Source organism: Bacillus sp. FSL R9-9834, from assembly GCF_038006905.1.
Classification (GTDB): Bacteria; Bacillota; Bacilli; order Bacillales; family Bacillaceae_G; genus Bacillus_A; species Bacillus_A pacificus.
Window position 1 is genome coordinate 3991759 of the sequence record NZ_JBBOWD010000001.1, and the last position, 22716, is coordinate 4014474.

At 36.3% G+C, this 22716-nt stretch carries 23 protein-coding genes; 4 read left to right on the forward strand and 19 right to left on the reverse strand.

Annotated elements, in window-relative coordinates:
• Window positions 1–103: 103 nt before the first annotated feature.
• Window positions 104–2176: a sigma-54 interaction domain-containing protein gene (locus tag MKY00_RS20765; protein ID WP_016718456.1), complete on the reverse strand. Its 2073-nt coding sequence runs from the start codon at window positions 2174–2176 to the stop codon at window positions 104–106.
• Window positions 2177–2312: 136 nt separating this feature from the next.
• Between MKY00_RS20765 and MKY00_RS20770 the strand changes: the two genes are divergently transcribed.
• Window positions 2313–2546, forward strand: coding sequence for a DUF2627 domain-containing protein (locus MKY00_RS20770; protein WP_001190188.1), 234 nt, complete (start codon window positions 2313–2315; stop codon window positions 2544–2546).
• A gap of 49 nt (window positions 2547–2595) precedes the next feature.
• Here MKY00_RS20770 and MKY00_RS20775 read toward each other — a convergent pair whose 3' ends face one another.
• A complete protein-coding gene (locus tag MKY00_RS20775; RefSeq protein ID WP_000172557.1) occupies window positions 2596–3324 on the reverse strand; it encodes a glycerophosphodiester phosphodiesterase in 729 nt (242 codons plus the stop codon).
• A 50-nt stretch (window positions 3325–3374) separates the two neighbouring features.
• On the opposite strand from MKY00_RS20775, the gene MKY00_RS20780 reads away from it, so the two are divergent.
• Window positions 3375–3521 (forward strand): YycC family protein, encoded by a 147-nt coding sequence (locus tag MKY00_RS20780; protein WP_001247671.1) that lies wholly within the window; start codon window positions 3375–3377, stop codon window positions 3519–3521.
• Window positions 3522–3765: 244 nt separating this feature from the next.
• Here MKY00_RS20780 and spo0A read toward each other — a convergent pair whose 3' ends face one another.
• The 14 genes from spo0A to accB all read right to left on the reverse strand — a co-directional run bounded on the left by spo0A (window position 3766) and on the right by accB (window position 18294).
• The gene (gene spo0A / locus MKY00_RS20785) at window positions 3766–4560 is read right to left on the reverse strand and encodes a sporulation transcription factor Spo0A (RefSeq protein ID WP_014297988.1); all 795 of its coding nucleotides are present in this window, start codon (window positions 4558–4560) and stop codon (window positions 3766–3768) included.
• Window positions 4561–4847: 287 nt separating this feature from the next.
• Entirely contained in the window at window positions 4848–6146 is a 1299-nt protein-coding gene (gene spoIVB, locus MKY00_RS20790; RefSeq protein WP_002028467.1) for a SpoIVB peptidase, read from the reverse strand.
• 118 nt (window positions 6147–6264) lie between these two features.
• Window positions 6265–8004, reverse strand: coding sequence for a DNA repair protein RecN (gene recN / locus MKY00_RS20795; RefSeq protein ID WP_000947753.1), 1740 nt, complete (start codon window positions 8002–8004; stop codon window positions 6265–6267).
• Between the two features lie 267 nt (window positions 8005–8271).
• Window positions 8272–8721 carry an arginine repressor ArgR gene (argR, locus tag MKY00_RS20800; protein ID WP_001032581.1) on the reverse strand — a complete coding sequence of 150 codons (450 nt, stop codon included), beginning with the start codon at window positions 8719–8721 and terminating at the stop codon, window positions 8272–8274.
• A gap of 142 nt (window positions 8722–8863) precedes the next feature.
• Window positions 8864–9703, reverse strand: a complete 840-nt coding sequence (locus tag MKY00_RS20805) for a TlyA family rRNA (cytidine-2'-O)-methyltransferase (RefSeq protein ID WP_001274742.1) — start codon at window positions 9701–9703, stop codon at window positions 8864–8866.
• Between the two features lie 3 nt (window positions 9704–9706).
• On the reverse strand, window positions 9707–11599 hold the full coding sequence (dxs, locus tag MKY00_RS20810; protein WP_000366448.1) for a 1-deoxy-D-xylulose-5-phosphate synthase: 1893 nt from the start codon (window positions 11597–11599) through the stop codon (window positions 9707–9709).
• 303 nt (window positions 11600–11902) lie between these two features.
• Window positions 11903–12793, reverse strand: a complete 891-nt coding sequence (ispA, locus tag MKY00_RS20815) for a (2E,6E)-farnesyl diphosphate synthase (RefSeq protein ID WP_000150362.1) — start codon at window positions 12791–12793, stop codon at window positions 11903–11905.
• Window positions 12793–13023, reverse strand: a complete 231-nt coding sequence (xseB, locus tag MKY00_RS20820; RefSeq protein ID WP_000428423.1) for an exodeoxyribonuclease VII small subunit — start codon at window positions 13021–13023, stop codon at window positions 12793–12795. The genes ispA and xseB overlap by 1 nt, the downstream gene beginning before the upstream one ends.
• Window positions 13013–14371: an exodeoxyribonuclease VII large subunit gene (gene xseA / locus MKY00_RS20825; RefSeq protein ID WP_000415266.1), complete on the reverse strand. Its 1359-nt coding sequence runs from the start codon at window positions 14369–14371 to the stop codon at window positions 13013–13015. Before xseA ends, xseB begins: the two co-directional genes overlap by 11 nt.
• Before the next feature lie 26 nt (window positions 14372–14397).
• On the reverse strand, window positions 14398–15258 hold the full coding sequence (gene folD / locus MKY00_RS20830; protein WP_000226727.1) for a bifunctional methylenetetrahydrofolate dehydrogenase/methenyltetrahydrofolate cyclohydrolase FolD: 861 nt from the start codon (window positions 15256–15258) through the stop codon (window positions 14398–14400).
• 23 nt (window positions 15259–15281) lie between these two features.
• Complete coding sequence (gene nusB / locus MKY00_RS20835) at window positions 15282–15674, reverse strand: N utilization substance protein NusB (RefSeq protein ID WP_000830249.1); 393 nt, start codon at window positions 15672–15674, stop codon at window positions 15282–15284.
• Window positions 15675–16021: 347 nt separating this feature from the next.
• Entirely contained in the window at window positions 16022–16414 is a 393-nt protein-coding gene (locus MKY00_RS20840; protein WP_000807630.1) for an Asp23/Gls24 family envelope stress response protein, read from the reverse strand.
• Between the two features lie 22 nt (window positions 16415–16436).
• The gene (gene accC / locus MKY00_RS20845) at window positions 16437–17789 is read right to left on the reverse strand and encodes an acetyl-CoA carboxylase biotin carboxylase subunit (RefSeq protein ID WP_000592876.1); all 1353 of its coding nucleotides are present in this window, start codon (window positions 17787–17789) and stop codon (window positions 16437–16439) included.
• 16 nt (window positions 17790–17805) lie between these two features.
• Window positions 17806–18294, reverse strand: coding sequence for an acetyl-CoA carboxylase biotin carboxyl carrier protein (gene accB / locus MKY00_RS20850; protein WP_000472870.1), 489 nt, complete (start codon window positions 18292–18294; stop codon window positions 17806–17808).
• A 470-nt stretch (window positions 18295–18764) separates the two neighbouring features.
• On the opposite strand from accB, the gene MKY00_RS20855 reads away from it, so the two are divergent.
• Together MKY00_RS20855 and MKY00_RS20860 are read left to right on the forward strand one after the other, a co-directional pair.
• On the forward strand, window positions 18765–18959 hold the full coding sequence (locus tag MKY00_RS20855; RefSeq protein ID WP_033678013.1) for a hypothetical protein: 195 nt from the start codon (window positions 18765–18767) through the stop codon (window positions 18957–18959).
• Between the two features lie 119 nt (window positions 18960–19078).
• Window positions 19079–20515, forward strand: coding sequence for an IS4 family transposase (locus MKY00_RS20860; RefSeq protein ID WP_001053964.1), 1437 nt, complete (start codon window positions 19079–19081; stop codon window positions 20513–20515).
• A gap of 234 nt (window positions 20516–20749) precedes the next feature.
• Here the strand turns inward: MKY00_RS20860 and MKY00_RS20865 are convergent, their stop codons facing one another.
• The 3 genes from MKY00_RS20865 to spoIIIAF are packed head-to-tail and all read right to left on the reverse strand — an operon-like array spanning window position 20750 to window position 22706.
• A complete protein-coding gene (locus tag MKY00_RS20865; RefSeq protein ID WP_000914730.1) occupies window positions 20750–21406 on the reverse strand; it encodes a SpoIIIAH-like family protein in 657 nt (218 codons plus the stop codon).
• A gap of 15 nt (window positions 21407–21421) precedes the next feature.
• On the reverse strand, window positions 21422–22084 hold the full coding sequence (gene spoIIIAG, locus MKY00_RS20870) for a stage III sporulation protein AG (RefSeq protein WP_016718461.1): 663 nt from the start codon (window positions 22082–22084) through the stop codon (window positions 21422–21424).
• Complete coding sequence (gene spoIIIAF, locus MKY00_RS20875; RefSeq protein WP_001161050.1) at window positions 22074–22706, reverse strand: stage III sporulation protein AF; 633 nt, start codon at window positions 22704–22706, stop codon at window positions 22074–22076. Before spoIIIAF ends, spoIIIAG begins: the two co-directional genes overlap by 11 nt.
• Between the last annotated feature and the right edge of the window lie 10 nt (window positions 22707–22716).

Below are 22716 nucleotides of genomic sequence, written 5' to 3' on the forward strand. Positions count from 1 at the left end.
GCATTCAAAACACAGTAAAATCAATACTTTGGAAAATAACAAAAGATTCTGTCTTATTTTGTCACTTTTTGTATACCATGCAATAAATTGCACGGTACGCAATTTATTGCATGCTATTTTTTGCACACTCATACTTTTCTAGCTTGTAATATAAATTTCGAACCGAAATTCCTAACGCTCTTGCTGTTTGTGTTTTATTTCCACCAAACCTCTCTAAATATTCATGAATGATATTCCCTTCAAACTCCGTCACTAAATGCTCAAGTGGCTTTTCTTCTAACTCAGGTAATAAATGAGCTTGCTTTGACTCCACCTGCTCTTCGTTATGTAATGGCGGTAAATGTTGTACATCAATATAAGTCTCGTTATAATTCATAAAGATAATAGCTCTCCCCAAAATGTTTTCAAGTTCCCTCACATTCCCTGGCCATTCATATGATTGTAAATAGGAAATAGCAGAATTAGTGAGCCCCTCTATATTTCGGCCATAATCTTGGTTAATTTTTTGAATTAATCTGTCTGCGATTGCCGGTATATCCCCTTTACGCTGACGAAGGGATGGAATGTGAATTGGAATTTTATTTAATCGATAATATAAATCCTCCCTGAATTCTCCTTCTAAAATGGCTTTTTCTAAATTCACGTGCGTCGCTGCAATTACTCTGACATTAATAGGGATTGCTTTCGTTCCACCAACTTTTACAATTTCTTTCTCTTGCAAAACGCGAAGGAGTTTCGCTTGCGTATTGGCAGATAGTTCGCCTATTTCATCTAAAAAGATACTGCCGTTATTCGCTTCCTCAAAGAATCCACGTTTTCCGCCTCTTTTCGCGCCAGAAAACGCCCCTTCCTCATAACCAAATAATTCACTTTCTAACAAGGTCTCCGAAATAGCTGCACAGTTTACACGAACGAACTTATTATATTTTCGATTACTTCCATTATGGATAGCATGTGCAAACAATTCTTTACCTGTCCCTGACTCCCCGCGTAGCAATACTGTTGCTGGTGTATTCGCCCCCAGTTTTGCCTGCTCAATAGCAGCCGTTGTTTCATCTGAATTTCCGACAATGTCATCAAATGAATATTTCGCTTCTAACGTTCGAATAATTTGCCTTGCTCGATTCAATTCATTTGTTAACTTTTGAATTTCTGATACGTCACGAATTACACCAACGCTCCCTTTCAATATTCCATCTACAATGACTGGTGCTACGTTTACAATTACGTCTCGCTTTTTTTGTCCAATCTTCATATGTATTCCTCGTACTGCCCTACGCGTTCGAAGTACTTTCATATGCATACTTTCACCTTCTACAATATCAGTTGTAGCTGGCTTTCCAATAATGTCCTCTTCTGTTAAACCTGTTAATTTCGTATATGCAGGGTTAATTACTAACCCTCGTCCTTTTTCATCCACGACCGAAATGGCTTCCTCAGACGAGTTAATAATCGCCTCAAGTAACGTTTGAATCTCCTTTAAATCTGTAACTTCTTCCGCAAGATCTACAACCTCTGTTATATCTTTAAAAATCGCAAATGCCCCTTGCACTTCTCCTCCCTCTTTTAATATTGGAATACGGGTTGTAATAATTTTCTTTCCATTCTCAAGCGTCAGTTCATAATTTACTTCTATTTGTTTCGTACGTATAATACGAAGCAGCTTACTAGTCGGAATAACTTCTAAAATATATTTGCCTACCGCATCTTCTTTTTTATATCCGATAATACGTTCTGCACTTTTATTAAATAGGCGAACTTGTCCTTCTTTATCAATCACTATCATACCGTCATGCGTGGAGTTTAAAATTAAATCACCTTGCTGCGTTTGCTCTTCTAACTTTCCAATTAAATCTTCCTTCTCATGTGCTAATCTCGTAACAATCTTTGCAATATCACCTGGTATAAGAAGAGTATCTTTATGCTTTTTCTTTAATAAATCTTTATGTAAATCATCGTCACCTGTCATATCAAACATTACATCAATGTGCATAGAAAGAAACGGAGTCACACTCTCTCCAATCGCAATCCCGTATTCCTTTGCCATCTGTAACCCTTTTGCTATCGGATTTATATCAATAATCCCTATAATTTGAAATATATTCGAACTCTGTAACAGACGTAGCAGTGTACTACCACCTTCACCTGCACCAACAATTAAAACTTTTTGTTTCATATATTACACTTCCTCTCGAAGTATCTCTGCAAAATTTTTCACACCCTTATCTTACTCGTTCAGCCCCCTCTTGACAAACCCCCTTTTCATATAACATCATTAAAATAAACAAAATAATCTGAAAAGGAGAGTTTATATGCAGCGTTACCTTGCTCTATTATTAGCACTCATCCCTATTTCATTAGCTGTGTTTGGCATCAAATTAATGAGAGATACTGTATTCGGGATTCTATTTCCTCCACTCTCCATACTTTGGTTACAATTTTTAATTGGCGCTCTTTGCTTCGGACTAGGGTTTTATATTTTTGGTGGCTTCGTCTTACACCGAGACCGTAAACGAAATAAAGTACAAGCGCGCTTTAGAAGATAGGAAATTCCTACTACTTATCAATAAAAAAATGAGACCGTTACACGCGGTCTCATTTTTTTATTGGCAATAACGTTCTTGCCGTTTCAGGATAATCAGTAATAATCGCCGATATGTTCATATCAAAATATTTACGCATAAGTGTTTCTTCATTAATTGTATAGGGCCGAACTTCTACATCACTTTCCATCGTTAATTCAGCAATGGCATCTTGAAGGTAACGATAATTCGGATGCACCGCAGTAGCTCCCATCTTTTTTGCATATGCCCATGGGCTATGCAGGCCTTCGCGATATAAAATCGCTGTTTGAATATCAGGAGCCATCATATGACACCTTTTCATACTGTAGTGATTAAATGAAGAAAATATAACACGATTTTCTAAATTAAATTTGCGTACAAGCGTTATAACTTCTTCCTCTAAGCCTCTGTATGGAATTTTATTATTTTTAAGTTCAATATTGAGTAACAACCCTGTTTGTTCAATCCATTGTAACACTTCTTCTAAAAGAGGTATTTTACAAAAACCTACTTTATCACCAAATTTATAGCTCGCATCTAATTTACATAAATCCTCATATACATAATTTCGAACCGCACCTTTTCCATTTGTTGTCCGGTCCACTGTTTCATCATGAATGACGACAACCTTTCCGTCTTTCGTTAATTGAACATCAAGCTCAATTCCATCTGCCTTAAAAGATTCAGCTGCTTCAAATGAAATCATCGTATTTTCTGGGTACGTTCCCGCTGCACCACGATGTGCAAATATAAGAGTCATCCTCACTCCCCCAATCTTATGCTATACTATACGAAAAAGGAGGTACTTCTATGAGACCATTACAAATTTCTCCAGACACTGCAGTCCGCCTATCAAAAGCATTAGGTGTTCCACTTGAACAACTTATGCATATGCCGCAGCACATTTTAATTCAAAAGTTAGTTGAATTAGAAAAACAAAATAAAGACGAAGAATAATACAGTCCTGTTTCACAGGACTTTTTATTATTTTCTATTATATCACGGATGACTTGCTTGCTAAAATCCCTCATCGGATATACCGTGATTCAATTTAACCTTCACTTCGAACATGTACAATAAAAAGACCAACGAATTCTAACATTCATTGGTCTTTAATTAAAAAGTTCATTGGTTTTAAATTTACTATCAAGTATACATTTCAAGAATTATTAAAAACTTAAATCCCTTACTTCTTCTATTCTCAGCTAGCCTTATGTTCAAGTCTCAGCTTATCCGCAACCATTGCGATGAACTCGGAGTTCGTAGGTTTTGCTTTTGACATAGATACTGTATAACCGAATAAGGACGAAATAGAATCGATATTCCCGCGACTCCATGCTACCTCAATTGCGTGACGGATTGCACGCTCGACACGGCTTGCTGTTGTATTATATTTCTTCGCGATATCTGGATACAATACTTTCGTAATAGATCCAAGTAATTCGATGTCATTGTACACCATAGAAATTGCTTCCCTTAAGTACATGTACCCTTTAATATGAGCAGGCACACCAATTTCATGAATGATACTCGTAATGCTTGCATCTAAGTTTTTCGGTTTTCCATCTACTGTTGTTGCTGATCGGAAAGATGGCAGTGGACGTTTAATAGTAGCGTTCGCTTTACCGCTCACTTGACGAATATGACTCGTTAAATTCTCCATATCAAATGGTTTTAATATGAAATATGACGCACCTAAGTCAACTGCTTTTTTCGTCACATCTTCTTGTCCAAACGCTGTCAACATAATTACGCTAGGCTGTCTTAACCTTTCAATATGGCGCATTTTCTCTAGTACAGCTAACCCATCTAAATGTGGCATAATAATATCTAATACAAGTACATCCGGCTGCTTATCTTTTAATAAATTTAAACACTCTTGACCATTATAAGCAGTACCGATTACTTCCATATCCTCTTGAGCAGCTACATAACTCTCTAGCATTGATACTAATTCTTTATTATCATCCACAAGACATACTTTAATTTTCTCCACAGCTTTTCCTCCCTTACCGAATCGATTCTCCGACATGTGTATCCTTCTAGGCTACATGAATTGTTCGACAATTGTGTGAAAATTCCCTTTTAAAGTTTGTTACTTTCCGATAAAATCACAAAAAAATATGTTTATCGTTTATTTATTCCTTTTCGCAACACATTCCATCATAGAAAAACAACGAAACGTTCAACCCTTTCCTTTTATTTTACAACAAAAAACACCTCTTGCGGAGCTTTTACAAAATTTCAACGAATTTTTCAATAGAAAAACGAGCTAATTATTAATTAGCTCGCTTTTCTTTCTTGATCATAAATGTTAATTCCAGCCTCATGTAACATCCATTCAATATGAACACCATATCCTGATGTTGGATCATTTACAAATACATGTGTAACAGCGCCAATTACCTTTCCATTTTGTACAATTGGACTTCCGCTCATCCCCTGTACGATACCACCTGTTTTCGCTAATAAACGTTTATCTGTTACTTTTATTACCATGCCTTTTGTTGCCGGAAACTTTTGCGGTACTGTACTCACAACTTCAATATCAAACGCTTCCACTTTATCTTGATCAATAACCGTTAATATTTTTGCTGGTCCTTCTTTTACTTGATGAGATAGTGCAATAGGCATTGCTTTATCCATTACGCCATTTGTCATATTTGTATTCAATTTGCCAAAAATACCAAATGGACTATTGATTGTAATATTGCCAATCACTTCACGATCAGGTGAGAACCTCGCTAATTTCTCCCCTGGATTCCCATGACTACCTCTTTCAATTGATGTAACTGTCGAACGCATAATTTGTCCATCTTCGACTTGAATCGGCTTTTTCGTATCATTATCAGAAATGACATGACCAAGTGCCCCATATTTCATAGAATCAGGATGAACAAATGTCATTGTTCCGATTCCAGCTGCCGAATCACGAATATATAAACCAATGCGATAAGACGATTCTCCACTGTCTTTTTGTGGTGTTAATTTAGTGCGGATATGCTTTCCATCCCTTAACAAAACGAGATTAAGCGGTTCGCCTGTTTCCCCACTATTATGAATAAATGGTGCTACATCACTCATTCTTTCAATTGTTTTACCATTAATTTCAGTAATCATATCTCCAATTTGCACACCAGCTGTTTCACCAGGAGATACTTTCCCTTTTTCAGTTTGAATTAAATGATGGCCTACAACAAGTACCCCTTTTGTGTTTAACTTTACACCAATTGATTGTCCACCTGGAATAACTTTGAAATCTTTTAATACTCTCACATTTACTTTTTTCACTGGAAAACCAGCAAGCTGAAACACCATATCTGCTTCACCATTTTGATGAGAATTTACCATAAGTCCTTGTTTTTGTTCATTTGAACTTACTGTAAACACATGACGATCTGTAGATGAAGCTTTAAACACTGGTAATGAAGCTATTTCTGATTGTTGTCCTTCAAAAACAACAAGTTGCTTCGGAGATGAAATAAACGTCCGAAGCGGTTTAAAACACCCAATAAAAACTAAAGAAACAAGGAGAAAAATACCTATTATTTTGCGAAATCTTTCTAATTTCAATTTATTCACTCTCCTCGCTCCTACCCCACATTCAGCCTTTTGGCTTCACTTTTTAATCTCTCCTTGCAATGCTTTATTTATAACCGGAAGAATTAAGAAATCATCATTTGAGAAAAAAAGCTATCCATTACTGGATAGCCTCTGCTGTCTGTTTAAAACGATGCGCTTGCGTAAGTAATTCTTTCGCATGTTCTGTCGTTAAATCTGTAATTTCCACACCAGAAATCATTCGAGCTATTTCTGTTACTTTATCCTCCATAGTTAAAACGGTAACTGATGTAATTGTTCGATCATTTGCTACTTGTTTTCGAATAAATAAATGCGAATCCGCCATTGAAGCTACTTGAGGTAAGTGCGTAATACAAAGTACTTGTGAGTTTACTGATACTCGATAAATCTTTTCCGCAATAGCCTGTGCGACCCGGCCACTTACACCAGTATCCACTTCATCAAAAATAACAGATGCAACACCTTGATGCTTAGAAAAAATGCTTTTTAAAGCTAAAATAATACGGGATAACTCTCCGCCAGAAGCAACCTTTGAAAGTGGTTTTAGCGGCTCACCCGGATTTGTTGAAATATAAAATTCCACATGATCGTAACCATCCGCTGTAAGTCTTACCGGTGCTCCCTCCACGAGAGGCTCTTCTGCATTTCCTTCTCGCTTCATGATTCTCACTTCAAATTTTGTTTTTTCCATATATAATTCTTTTAATTCCTGATGAATGGCATTTGTAAGATGCTCTGCAAGTTCATGACGCATATTACTTAACAACGTTGCTTCTTTTAGAATAACACTTTCTAATTCCTTCAACTGTTTCTTCGTCGTTTCAATATGAACGTCTTTATTTTCAATCGTAAAAATTTCTTGTTCAATTTTATCAGCATACGCTAAAATCTCTTCTACAGTATTTCCATATTTTCTCTTTAGCATACGAATTTCATTTAAACGCGTTTCAATTTCGTCTAAGCGATTCGGATCATATTCCATCATATCGAGCTTTTCTCTTAGTTGATACGCAACTTCTTCTAATAAATAATAACTATTGGCAATGGAATCATGATTTTCTTGATACACTTCATCTAAATGTGTAATACTCTCCATCTGTCCCATTGCGCTTCGTACATTATCTAACCCTTGTCCGTCAGCACTTAACGAGCGATACGCGTCACCTAATGCTTTATAAATCTTTTCGAAATTAGAAATTTGCAATCGTTCTTCAGTTAAGTCATTTTCTTCATCCATCTTTAAATCAGCTTTACGGATTTCTTCATGCTGGAATTGAATTAAATCTAAGCGATGCGCCATTTGTTGTTCATTTTCACTTAACGATTTCAACTGTTTTTTTAATTTCTCATAGTCAGCATATACGTTTTGGTATATATCTAATTGTTTAACGATACGCTCTCCATCAAAATGATCGAGCATAAATAAATGACGTTCTTCATTCATTAAGTCTTGCGTTTCGTGTTGCCCATGAATATCAACAAGTGTTTTTCCAATTTCTTTTAATACACTAAGGGTAACTAGTTTTCCATTTACACGACATACACTTTTTCCATTTGCAGCGATATCACGCTTCAAAATAATCATGCCGTCTTCTATTTCTATATCCAACTCTTCTGCTTTTTCAATACATGGATGCTTATCATCTTCCACATAAAATAGCCCCTCTATCTCAGCTTTTTCTGTTCCGTATCGAACAAATTCTGCTGAACCACGGCCACCTACAAGTAAACTAATCGCATCAATAATAATCGATTTTCCGGCCCCTGTTTCACCACTTAAAACCGTTAATCCTTTTTGAAAAGAAATATTTAATGCCTCAATAATAGCAAAGTTTCTAATCGATAATTCCGATAACAATGCCCCATTCACCTCGTTATAAACTAATCCCCTATGAAGGGCTTTTCTCAGTTCTTTATTCAAATAGTCATACTATATGTTTGTATGTATAAATTACTTTTCTAACCGCTCCATTGTACCAAACATTTGTTTTACGGGTCAATCCACCTATTTCCTAATTTTATTCAAAGAAAATATTATATTACAATTAAGAATTCACGTTTTTAACCAATAAAAATATCCTGTTCACTTTCCACTTTACAGAGGAAAGCAAACAAGATTTTTTTGTTACAGCATATTTAAGAAACGATCAGAGACAACACCTGTATCTTCAGGTGTACGGCAAATAATTAAGCAAGTATCATCACCACAAATGGTTCCGATGATCTCATCCCACTCTAAATGATCAATAAGTGCTCCAAGTGAATGAGCGTTACCAGGCAATGTTTTTAGCACAAGCATATGTCCTGCCGTGTCTAATTTTACAAATGAATCCACTAGATTGCGTTTTAATTTTTGTAACGGGTTAAATCGTTGATCTGCTGGCAAGCTATATTTATAGCGACCATCATGTAATGGCACTTTCACTAAGTGCAATTCTTTAATATCGCGCGATACTGTCGCTTGCGTTACATTAAATCCCTCATTACGTAGAATATCAACTAATTCATCTTGTGTTTCAATTTCTTTGTTCGCAATAATTTCCCTGATTTTAATATGGCGCTGACCTTTATTCATACATTTGCACCTCACACTATCTCTTACCATAGTTTAAACATTGGTATACTTCACTTATTTATGTTAACTTATAATTCGTTACTTGTACACAATTGTTTTTACAATCATTATACAATTACAACAAAAAGAGGAACAACATATGTTATTCCCCTTTCCCTTTTTGTTTTAGGACATCATGTGCCTCTGTAACTACTTGCTCAACAGAAACTGGAGAATGATTTTCGCCATTCTCACGTTCACCATGCCATTTCAGATGAATTAAAAATTCAATGTTACCATCCCCGCCCGTAATCGGTGAGAATGTTAAACCTTCTACGTCGTATCCTTCTTTTATAGCAAAGTCTACAATCATTTCTACGACAGCCTCATGTACTTTTCGATCGCGAACGATACCCTTTTTACCAACTTGCTCTCTTCCAGCTTCAAACTGAGGTTTAATTAACGCTGCTACATCCCCATTCGGCATAAGCATTGTTTTTAAAACTGGTAATATAAGTTTTAATGATATAAACGAAACATCGATACTAGCAAATTGCGGTAAACCACGTTCTAAGTCTGCTGGTGTTACGTAACGGAAGTTCGTTCGTTCCATTACGACAACACGCTCATCTTGACGCAATTTCCACGCAAGTTGATTGTACCCTACATCTAATGCATAAGATAATTTCGCTCCATTTTGAAGCGCGCAATCGGTAAAGCCACCAGTTGATGAACCAATATCTATCATAACTTTATCTTGTAAATCAAGATGAAATGTCTCTAATGCCTTTTCAAGTTTATAACCACCACGGCTTACATACGGCATAACTTGCCCCTTCACCGTAATCTCTGTATCTTGTGGGATTTTCTCTCCTGGCTTATCCAATCTCATCTCATTCGCATATACAAGGCCGGCCATAATGGCGCGTTTTGCTTTCTCACGTGTTTCTATAAGCCCTCGCTCTACTAATAGTACATCTACTCTTTCTTTTTTCGCACTCATTTGTTACGCCCTTTTTTGTTTTGATGGAATCATTGTATGAATACGGTCTACAACAGCATCTGTCGTTAAACCGATTTCTTCTAATAATTTTGTTACACTACCGTGCTCTATGAAACGATCTGGAATACCCATTCGTTCAACTAACGCACTATGGTACCCGTTCTCAGACGCAAATTCAACTACTCCTGTTCCAAAACCACCAATTAAGCAAGCTTCTTCAATCGTTAAAATTGGTATATTTTTTCCTAAGAGATCATGTAAATATGCTTCATCCATTGGTTTAATGAAGCGAGCGTTCACTACTTTCACTGAAACTCCAGCCTTTTCAAGACGCTCAGCCGCTTCCATTGCCATTGGTATTGTCGTACCAAATGTTAAAATAGCTGCTTGTGTACCTTCTTTTAACGTTTCCCATGAACCGATTGGAATCGCCTTTAATTCTTCATCCATATGAACGCCAAGTCCATTCCCTCGCGCATAACGTAATGCGATTGGTCCATCTTCATATTGCATTGCCGTGTATACTAAATGTTGCCCTTCATTTTCATCTTTTGGCATCATAAGTACCATATTCGGCAAGTGGCGTAAGAATGAAATATCAAATACACCTTGATGCGTTTCACCATCTGCTCCTACTAAACCAGAGCGATCGATTCCGATGAAAACATTTAAATTTTGGCGGCATATATCATGAACAACTTGGTCATATGCTCTTTGTAAAAATGTTGAATAAATCGCTAAGAATGGTTTCATACCTTGCGTTGCCATACCCGCTGCCATTGTTGTAGCATGCTGTTCTGCAATACCTACATCAATCATACGATCTGGGAATTCTTTTTGGAATTTCTCAAGTTTCGATCCAACAGGCATTGCAGGTGTAATTGCAACGATACGCTCATCCGTTCTCGCTAACTTAAGTACTGTTTCACTAACAACAGCACTCCATGCTGGTGCAACTTCTTTCGGTTTAACGAAGTCACCTGATTCAATTTTATAAGGTCCTGTTCCATGCCAAGTGCCAATAACATCACTCTCTGCTGGTTTGTAACCTTTTCCTTTTTTCGTAATAACATGAACAAGCACTGGGCCTTTTGTTTTCTTTGCATATTGCAACGTTTCGAATAACTTTTCATAATCATGTCCATCGACTGGACCTAAATATGTAAAGCCTAACTCTTCGAAAAAGACACCGGATACTAGTAAATATTTAAGACTATCTTTTATTTTCTCTGCTGTCGCAGCAACTTTCCCACCGACAGCTGGGATTTTCTTCAAAATATACTCTAGCTCGTCTTTTACCCAATGGTATTTTCCTGCGGTACGCAGACGTCCAAGCACATTATGAAGCGCACCAACGTTTGGCGCAATTGACATTTCATTATCATTCAAAATAACAATCATGTCTGTTTTTTCATGTCCAATATGGTTCAATGCCTCTAAAGCCATTCCGCCCGTTAAAGCACCATCACCAATGATTGGTATAACATATTCTTTCGTTTTCTTTAAATCACGTGCTAGAGCCATTCCCATTGCAGCAGATAATGATGTCGAGCTATGGCCAGTTTCCCATACATCGTGCTCACTCTCACAACGTTTTGGGAAACCACATAGACCTTGATATTGCCTTAATGTGCCGAATTCTTTTGCACGTCCAGTTAAAATTTTATGTACATAGGATTGATGTCCTACATCCCATAAAAATTTATCTTTCGGACTATCAAATAATTTATGCAGAGCAATTGTGAGTTCTACTACACCTAAATTAGGCGCAATATGTCCACCTGTTTGAGAGAGCTCTTCAATTAAAAACTTACGAATATCCTCACTCAATCCCTCTAGTTCACTGATAGACATATCTTTCAAAAAACTAGGGTTTTGAATTTGCGTTAGATCCACATGGATCACTCACTTTCATTTCATAATCTGTCAACATGTCAAATATTATAAAAAAACATTTACACAAAACAAGAAATTCTCTTTTTTTATTTTTCACCTTGTCCTGCTATTAACCAGTCTATTGCGCCCTAATCTTATTATAAACCATATTTCTTTAGGCGATGAAAAAAATAGCCGCTAACACGAAGTGATAACGGCAATGTAATCTACATATATTTTTGCCAATAACAAGAAAAGAAAAACCTTTTCCTACATTTATATCATAAAATGATGAATGACTCAACAAATGAAAACGCTGTTATATTAGTTATTACGTTTTGCAATCAAATCGCAAATAGATAGTAAATATTCATCTTGTAATTGCAAGGAACTAATAGCATCTTTTGCTTTTGCAATCGTTTCTTCTAAAATATCCTTTGCTCTATCTACAGTAAATAACGTCGTATATGTGCTCTTTTCGTTGGAAACATCACTACCAATCGGTTTTCCAATCTCTTCTTCGGTTCCTTCCACATCTAAAATATCATCTCGAATTTGGAAAGCTAGGCCGATATATTTTGCAAACTCAAGTAATTTTTCTTCCTGTTCTTCTGTGGCATTAGAAAGTATCGACCCTGCAAGTACAGCGAATTCAAGTAGTTTCCCAGTCTTATGCTTATGAATATACTCTAGCTCATCGATCGTAAGCTGTTTCCCTTCCGCTTCCATATCTGCTACTTGTCCGCCAACCATTCCCTCTGGCCCTGCCGCCTTTGCAAGCTCAAGAACAAGTCTTACTTTTTTCTCAGCAGAGATTTCCTTTTGCTCATATGCCATAATAACTTGAAAAGCATATGTCAACAAACCATCTCCTGCTAAAACTGCCATCGCTTCACCAAATACTTTATGATTTGTGGGCTTCCCTCTTCTTAAATCATCATCATCCATACAAGGTAAATCATCATGAACTAACGAGTATGTATGTATCATTTCAAGAGCACAAGCTGCACCTACACCAAGATTTTTTTCTTTACCAAACGCTTGTAATGTTGCAAATAAAAGTAACGGGCGGAGACGCTTTCCACCCGCTTCCAAAGAATATGCCATCGCTTCACGAAGTACATTTGGACATTGTAATTCATTTGCATAGCTTACAAGCTTCTCTTCTACGAAAGTTTTACTTTCTTTCAAAAAAGTATCAAAAGCAATTGTCACTATGCTTCATCTCCTAAAGCAGTAAACGGTTCAAGCTCTCCATCTTCCCCAAGAATAACTGCCATTTGTTCTTGTACGTTCTTCAACTTCTCATCACAAAGCTTAGATAATTCCATACCCTCTTTAAAATAAGAAATTGCTTCTTCTAAAGGTACGTCACCTTGCTCTAACTTAGAAACGAGGTGCTCAAGTTGCGAAATTGCCTCTTCAAAGCTTAATTTATTTTCCATTATTCAATTCACGCTCCTCTATTCCTGATACGCTACAATCTAGTATTCCATCTTGTAATTGAACTGAAACAGCATCTCCAAGGCTAACATCTTTCACACTTTTTAACACTTGCTTCTCTTCATCATATACAAGCCCGTACCCTCTCATCATTACTTTAAGCGGACTTAGCGCTTCAAGTTTTTGAGCAGCTCTTACAAAGGCAAATTCTTTCGTTTGGAGTAACGTTTGCATTTCACGTTGCAATTGCTTTTGCAATGTTTCAACTGCTACCTTCGTTTGCATAATTTTTTGAGATGGGTGGTGCTTCTCTAAATAAAATGAAAGCTGTTTTAACTGATTTACCTTTTTATCAATATAGCGCTCTTTCGCTAACACAAGCTGTTCTAACGCTCTATCCAATTGCTCTTCTTTTTGCTCATATACTTGTCTTGGATAACGGAACGCATAAGATTTTTGCAATACTTGTAGTTTTTCTTCTTTTTTATGTACTAACTCTCTCATTGCTCTTTGCAACCTTAGAGTTCTTTGTAATACCTTTTCTTGTAACTCGATAATATTAGGCGCTGCCAGCTCAGCCGCTGCAGTTGGTGTTGGTGCTCTTAAATCGGCAACAAAATCCGCAATTGTAAAGTCTGTTTCATGGCCTACTGCTGAAATAATAGGGATCTCACTCTTGAAAATAGCTCTTGCAACCATTTCTTCGTTAAACGCCCACAATTCCTCAATAGAACCTCCACCGCGCCCAACGATTAGGACATCTATCCCTTCCATTTCATTCGCTGTACGAATCGCTTGTACAATTGAGGGAGCTGCTGACTCCCCCTGTACAAGTACTGGAAACACAATAACATTTCCAATTGGATAACGACGTTTAATCGTTGTTATAATATCACGAATCGCTGCTCCTGTTGGTGACGTAATCACACCTATTGTTTTCGCATAAGGAGGGATTGTTTTTTTATAAACTTGAGAAAACAATCCTTCTTCCTCTAAACGAACCTTTAATTGTTCGTAAGCTAAATGCAGGTTTCCGACTCCGTCAGGCTGCATGTCTTGAATATAAATTTGATAAGAACCACTCGCCTCGTAAACAGAAATTTTCCCTTTCACGAGTACCTTCATCCCATTTTCAGGTCTGAATTTAATATTACGATTATGACCCGCAAACATAACCGCTGCGATTCTTGCATTTTCATCTTTCAATGTAAAATACATGTGGCCACGGCTATGATTTTTAAAGTTGGAAATTTCACCTTTTAACCAAACAGACTGTAAATGCGGATCATATTCTATTTTTGTTTTTATATAGCGTGTTAACGCTGTAACGGTTAAATATTGTTTCTCCATTTCTCTCTCCTCATAGCCGACTCAAATTATTTACAAACGACACCTGCACGCTTAGCCGATTCAACAGTATTATGAAGAAGCATTGTGATCGTCATTGGACCAACACCCTTTGGAACAGGTGTAATGTAACCTGCAACATCTAACACGTTGTCAAAGTCAACATCACCACAAAGTTTTCCTGTTTCTAAACGGTTTACACCAACGTCAATTACAACCGCTCCTTCTTTCAGATAATCAGCTGTTACCATTTTAGGTCGTCCTACTGCTACGATTAAAATATCAGCTAGCTTCGTTAACTCTTTCATATTTTGCGTCTTTGAATGACAGTATGTGACAGTTGCATTTTCATTTAAGAACAATTGTCCCACTGGCTTGCCGACAATATTACTTCTTCCAATTACTACAACATGTTTTCCCGAGATATCAAGATTTGTTTCTTTTACTAACTCTACAATACCATGCGGTGTACATGGAAGGAATGTATCTTGTCCCGTCATCATACGTCCCACGCTGATTGGGTGAAATCCATCTACATCTTTTTCTGGTGAAATTCTTTCAATGATAGCTTTTTCTTCAATATGTTTTGGTAAAGGTAATTGCACTAATATGCCATTAATGCGGTCATCTCCATTTAAGCGATCGATTTCAGCAAGCAAACGCTCCTCCGTAATTGTTTCAGGAAATTCAATTAGCTCTGAATAGATTCCTACTTGTTCACAGCCCTTTTCTTTTCCTTTTACATAAGAACGAGATGCTGGATCTTCTCCAACTAAAATAACTGCTAATCCTGGTACAATCCCTTGCTCTTTCAACTTCACAACTTCTTCTGTTAATTGTGCTCGTTTTTTCTCCGCAACTTCATTTCCTTTGATGATTACTGCTACCATTTTAAGATTCCCCCTTAAAGAAATTACAGTGTATCTTTTATATTAGATAAAACGCCGTTAATAAAACGACGAGATTCCTCATCCCCAAATGTTTTAGCAATTTCAATTGCCTCGTTAATTGTTACGTTGTGCGGAATTTCTTCCATATATTTCATTTCATACACAGCTACACGTAAAATACTGCGATCAACAATACTAATACGCTCAAGCTTCCATTTTTTTAAGTTTTGACGAATTGCTTCATCAATTACTTCTTTATTTTCTACAAAACCTACTACAAGTGATTCTAGAAACTCATTTGTTTCTTCACCTTCATCTAGCGTGTTTTCCACCGCTACTTTCGGTTCTAATTCACCTGTAATATCCATTTGATATAATGCTTGCATAGCTCTTTCTCTAGCCGTCCTACGTTTCATTGTAACTCTCCTTTATGCTTCAAGTCTTTCCTTATGCTTTGTTATATTATTATAATTTATAAGCCGTCAATTCACTTACTCTTACAGTTTTCATTGATTTTCCAACCTTATAATACAATGATAATAACACAATTTATCGTTTCACACACGGGTTACAAGGCTGAAAAATAATAAAAAGATTAACTTCAAGTTCCATATCTTATCACAATGTACGTTTTTTGGTAAAACGAAACATTTTCTTTTTTATTTCTCATTTTTTGAAATAGTATAATAATTAGAGGGTTGTAATTTGTGAAGAAACGAAACGATAAAAAAGATGCCTATGTTACTAGGCACCTTTTTCATTCTTACACTGGTTCGATTTCTGTTTTTTGTGTTTCGAATGTTACGCCAACGATGTGAACATTCACTTCTTTTGGCTCAAGCCCTGTCATTGTAAAGAGTGCTTGGCGGATGTTGTCTTGAATCTTTTGTGCAACAACTGGAATTGCTACACCAAAATACATCACAACATAAAGGTCAACGATAATATCTTCGTTTGCTAATTCCACCTTTACACCTTTACCATGATTTTTCTTACCTAACTTCTCAACAACATCTGTAGCAAAATTACCACGCATTGCCGCTACGCCTTCTACCTCAGCAGCTGCAATACCTGCGATTACTTCAATTACTTCTGGTGCAATTTCTACTTTACCAAGAGTTGTATCTTGACCCATATCTAACATATGTTCAGCCATGAAAAAAACCTCCTTTAATGTATCACTGCGTCACAAGTTCATGCTCTTCCAAAAATTTCGTATTAAACTCACCTTTTACAAAATCAGGATGATCTAACAATTGCAAATGGAACGGGATTGTTGTATGTACGCCTTCAACGACAAACTCACTGAGTGCACGCTTCATTTTTGCAATTGCCTCTTCACGTGTTTTTCCGTGAACAATTAATTTAGCAACCATCGAATCATAGAAAGGTGGGATTGAATATCCCGGATATACAGCTGAATCGACGCGAATACCAAATCCGCCTGGTGGTAAGTACATTTCTACTTTACCTGGAGATGGCATAAATTTTTTGGCAGGGTTTTCCGCATTAATTCGGCATTCAATTGCCCAACCATTAAATTGTACTTCTTCTTGCTGTAACGATAACTTTTCTCCAGAAGCAACAAGAATTTGTTCTTTAATTAAGTCTACCCCTGTTACCATTTCAGTAACTGGATGCTCAACTTGGATTCTCGTATTCATCTCCATGAAATAAAAGCTTTTCGTTTTATATTCATAAATAAACTCAACCGTACCAGCACCTGTATAATCAACCGCTACCGCCGCTTTAACTGCCGCCTCACCCATCTGCTTACGCACATTTTCATCAAGTGCTGGTGATGGACTTTCTTCTAGTAGTTTTTGCAAGCGGCGCTGAATTGTACAATCACGCTCTCCTAAATGAATGGCATTTCCGTGTGTATCTGCCATTATTTGAATCTCAACATGGCGGAAATCTTCAACGTACTTTTCTAAGTATACACCAGGGTTCCCAAAAGCGGTACTAGCTTCTTGCTGTGTAATTTGAATTCCTTTTACAAGCTCTTCTTCATGGCGCGCAACACGAATACCTTTTCCGCCGCCACCTGCAGTCGCTTTAATAATAACAGGATATCCAATTTGATTCGCAAGTTCGATCGCTTCTTCGGTATTTTTAATAATTCCTTGTGAACCTGGTACAATCGGAACCCCTGCTTCTTTCATTGTATCACGAGCAACGTCTTTTGTGCCCATCTTTGAAATAGCTTCTGGACTTGGACCGATAAAAATTAAGTTACACTCACGGCATAATTCTGCAAAATCTGCATTCTCTGCTAAAAATCCGTATCCCGGATGAATTGCATCGCAGCCTGTTAACTTCGCAACACTAATAATGTTCGTCAAATTTAAATAGCTTTCTTTCGAAATCGTTGGTCCTACACAATACGCCTCATCAGCAATTTGTACGTGAAGTGACTCTTTATCTGCTTCTGAATAAATTGCGACTGTTTCAATATCCATTTCTTTACAAGCACGAATAATTCGTACAGCAATTTCCCCACGATTGGCTATTAATACTTTTTTTATCATCACAAAGACTCCCTTATTACGCTTTTACAAGAAATAGCGGTTGTCCATACTCAACAAGCTGTCCGTTATTAACAAGAATCTCAACAATTTCTCCATCTACATCTGCATCGATTTCGTTAAATAACTTCATAGCCTCGACAATACATACGATAGAATCTTTCGATACTCTATCCCCTACACTTACATATGGAGGCGTATCAGGAGAAGAAGAAGAATAGAATGTACCTACCATTGGTGATGTAATTTTATGTAGGTTTTCATTCTGAACAGCTTTTTTCTCTTCTTGTTTTGGCACTTCCACTTGCGCTGCCGCTACTGTTGTTTCAACTTCAACAGGTGCTACTGGTTGCACGGCTTGTTTTGCTACAGGTGCTTGCACCGCAACAACTTCATTACCACGCTTTTTCATTTTGATTGTCGTACCATCTTTTTTGTATTCAAATTCATCAATATTAGAGCTATCAATTAATTTAATTAATTCACGAACTTCTTGAATTTTAAACATGTAAAATCCACTCCCATACTCTTGTTTGTCCCGTTTTTACAGATTTCTCGTCACTAAAAACTAGATTGACTGTAAAAATACGATGCACTCTATTAGATCCTGCATTTCATTTACTAATAGAAATAGTTACTATTTCCATCTTACGATAAATTTTTTAAACATTCCAATTTATATTTCTTTATAATAAATCGAAATTCCTGTAAAAATGTTATCCCAATAAAAATTTAATACCTAGTAATAATACCAAGTTTCACATGAAATTGGCAAGACCACTTCCTAAAAAACATCCACTACTTATTCAAAACTGTACACAGTAACCCCCCACTCCCTCTCTACTCTTCGCCACATCTATAGTCAATAACGTATTTTTACCAAATATTATTTTTTTGTTTACACGTCGTTCATCATTCCTTCATATAAGAATAGTATGTTCAAAGTGTAGAAAATATATTGTATCGAGGTGTGGACATATGATATGGCTCATTCTCTTCTTACCTGCCGTAATGGTCTGGGCATTCGTTCTCTTCATCCACGTCAAATCTGGAAAAAGTAATCACCGCTACCATGAACCACTAATCTTTTACTCACAGCGTATTTCTCCGTTCCGAGTTGAACATAGTAAAAACAATTACAAAGACGAAACAGAAAAAAGCTATCGAAAATGATAGTTTTTTTCTATTATTATTTTTACCCCATGCCCATCAACTTAAGAATTTTCACTACCCCCAAGTGACAAAAAACGTTATTCTTTCTAAAAAGCTAGCTAGAAAGGGTGACATTTTTTATGAATCTTTCGATTCAAGATGAATTACAACTATTTTCTGAAGAACTGTATCGTCATTTAACCCCTTCTCTTTTGGAAGAACTCGCAAAAGAATTAGGTTTTGTAAAAAGAAAACGAAAGTTTTCTGGAAATGAATTAGCTACCATATGTATTTGGGTAAGTCAACGTACAGCGAGTGACTCGCTTGTTCGACTATGCAGTCAATTACATGCGGCCACAGGCACTCTTATGAGTCCAGAAGGACTCAATAAACGCTTTGATAAAAAAGCGGTTGAATTTTTGAAATATATTTTTTCGGCATTATGGAAAAGTAAAATCTGTGAAACATCGGCCATTTCAAGCGCGGCGCTCACGTATTTTCAACGAATTCGTATTTTAGATGCGACGATTTTCCAAGTACCAAAACATTTAGCCCATGTATATCCTGGATCAGGTGGTTGTGCACAAACAGCGGGTATCAAGATTCAATTAGAATATGACTTACATAGCGGACAGTTTCTAAACTTTCAGATAGGTCCAGGAAAAAATAATGATAAGACCTTTGGAACAGAATGCTTAGACACATTACGTCCAAGCGATTTATGTATCCGTGATTTAGGTTATTTTTCATTAGAAGACTTAGATCAAATGGATCAACGAGGTGCTTATTATATATCCAGATTAAAATTAAACCATACCGTGTATGTAAAAAATCCGTTTCCAGAATACTTTCGAAACGGAACCGTAAAAAAGCAATCACAGTATATCCAAGTTGATTTAGAACATATTATGAACAATTTAAAACCCGGTCAAACATACGAAATAAAAGAAGCTTACATTGGAAAGAATCAAAAACTATTCACACGTGTAATTATCTATCGTTTAACAGACAAACAGATACAGGAACGTAGAAAAAAACAAAGTTACACTGAAAGTAAAAAGGGTATTACATTTTCAGAAAAGAGTAAACGATTAACGGGTATCAACATATATGTCTCAAATACGCCTGAAGGAGTTGTTCCGATGGAACAAATACATGACTTTTACTCCCTTCGCTGGCAAATAGAAATTATTTTTAAAACGTGGAAATCCTTATTTCAAATTCATCATTGGCAAACTATCAAAAAAGAGCGATTAGAATGTCATGTGTATGGAAGACTTATTGCCATCTTTATCTGTTCTTCTACGATGTTTAAGATGCGTAAACTTCTTTTGCAAAAGAACAAAAGAGAATTAAGTGAATATAAAGCCATTGGGATGATTCAAGATCATGTATCGCTGTTATATCAAGCGATACAGAGAAACACCCAAAATCTAACAAAGATTTTAATCCGTTTGTTCGACCTCCTACAGAAGAATGGACGGAAATCTCATCGATATGAGAAGAAAACTATCTTTGATATTATGGGTGTTGTCTATGAGTATAATGGGTTTGGAAAACAAAAGAAAGCTGCATAATTTTTAAAATGAAACTCGTTAGAGTTTATTTGGTGTGTGTACTTTTCAATACCAAAAGTACATTACGTGTTTTTTAGTTTGTTTGAACGAAAGTTCATTTTGTTTTCGTTCTTAAGTTGATGGGCATGTATTTTTACCCCAATGATTAAAGTTTCACTTTATCTAACTATTTTCAAACAATCCGAGTCTTAAAAACGAATAATCCGCGGAGGATTTCCCCGCGGATTATTCGTTTTATTTTGTTGGTGGATCAAATTTTACACCTACATCTTTTGATCCGCCTTCACTTCTTACAAGTTGTATAATTTTATTCGCTTCTTTTTGTGAATGTTTTGCTGCTTTTACAGTCACTTTAATGTCAGTTCCATCAGCTCTTACAAGGGCATCCTTATATCCACCTTGAGATTTAATTACTGTCTCAAGTAATTCTTGCTTCGTTTCCATTGTCGTAATGGCATCAAAATTTTCTTTCGCTTTATTTTTTTCTGTTGCTGAAGCTTTTGTTGAACTCATCACTTCTTGTAATTTTGCTTTTTGTTCACTTCGCTGATCTTCCATTTGCATACGTAACGCTGTAAAATTCTCATCACTTGATTGAACTGTTACGTTAGCTTCTTTTTTACTTGTTTCTTTTGTAGCACTCTCTTTTTTATCTGTTTCTTTGTTTGTTTCTTTATTTGATGTTTCCTTGCTTGTATTCTCTTTTTTTGGCGTTTCTTTAGGTGCTTCATTTGTTACTGCTTTATCAGTACCTTGTTTTTCTTGTCCAATCTTTTCACCTGTTGTCGGCGATGCTGTATTCATTTTTTCTGGAGTTGTTACGTAATACACAGATAGTACAACAACTAAACTCAACATCGTTAATAGCCAAACCGTTTGTTTTTTTAACACTTTATTTCCTCCCTATCAATTTTTCGGTGATACTGAAACGCGATGGGCTGGTACATCTAGCAGCCGTATGACAGCTTCTTTTACCATCGCTTTAACTTGTATATTATCCACTCCCTTTGCTACAACAAGAACACCTCGCACTTTCGGTTTCTCTGTTCGTAAAACAACGGGAGTTTCTTTATCCCCTTCACGTATAATGACTGTCTTTTCATCAAGAGACTCATCTTCTACTTCCCTCTTGCCACCTGTTTTATCTGTTTCACCTGTTGTTTGTGAACGTTTCACTGTATTTTTTTCTAATATTTTTTCCTCTGATGAGTCTAAATTCACATTAATCGTTACATCTTTTACTCCTGCTATTTCTTCTAAGGCTGCTTTTAATTCTTGCTCATACGCTTTTTCATATTTTTCTACATTTGACATATTATCATTATTTTTTTGTCCAAAAGTTGGTACATCTTTTTCTTGGTTTTGAGTTTTTTGTTCTTTAAATACAGGTACTTCTTCTTTTTTACTTGAAAATAAACTACTAGAAAACATAAGCAACATTCCAAGTATGAGTAGGACAAGTAAGAACTTAGGTGTTACCTTTTTTCCCTTCTCATTACTTTCTTTTTCATCTCCATTCAATAAGTTTCGAAAAAATGAGAACTTCGAATTTTTATCTTTATTGTCCATTTACTCTACCTGTCCTCCCTTCCATTTGAACTTGGATTTGTTTATTCTCTAGTTGCCACCTGCTTGAAAAGAAGTCTTTCATTTCTCCATTCGTTTCCTCTACTTTTTTCGGTGGTTCTTTCGTGTTAATTTCAACTGGTTTTACTGTTTCGATTGCATCATTTTTACTACGCTCTTTTTCTTTCAACGTCACAACAACAGATTGAATATCTTTCGCTGACTTTACTTCCGCTGTGCTTTCCGCTGCGACTATTTGTATTTCAGAGACTGACATACCATACTGTTTCTCAAACTCTTTTCCTACTTCTTTTTTCATTTTGGTAGCCATCTCTTCTAAACTATATGCACGTGTTAGAGCTTGTATTTCTTTTTTCTTCGAATCTATTGAATTTTTTACGGATCCTTCTGCTACGTACTTCTCTTCATTAAAATTTGCGATTACTTCATTTACATCTGTTTGCAATAGTTTAAATAGAGGCGTTAAAATTAAAACAACTAATAATAGACTTACAACGAATTTAACGTACTTTTGCAAATTAGAATTTGGAAGAATAAGATGAAGCATTGTCGCTAAGAGCAAAAAAACGATAATATTTCGAATCCACTCTGTAACAAATTGCATACTCTTCACC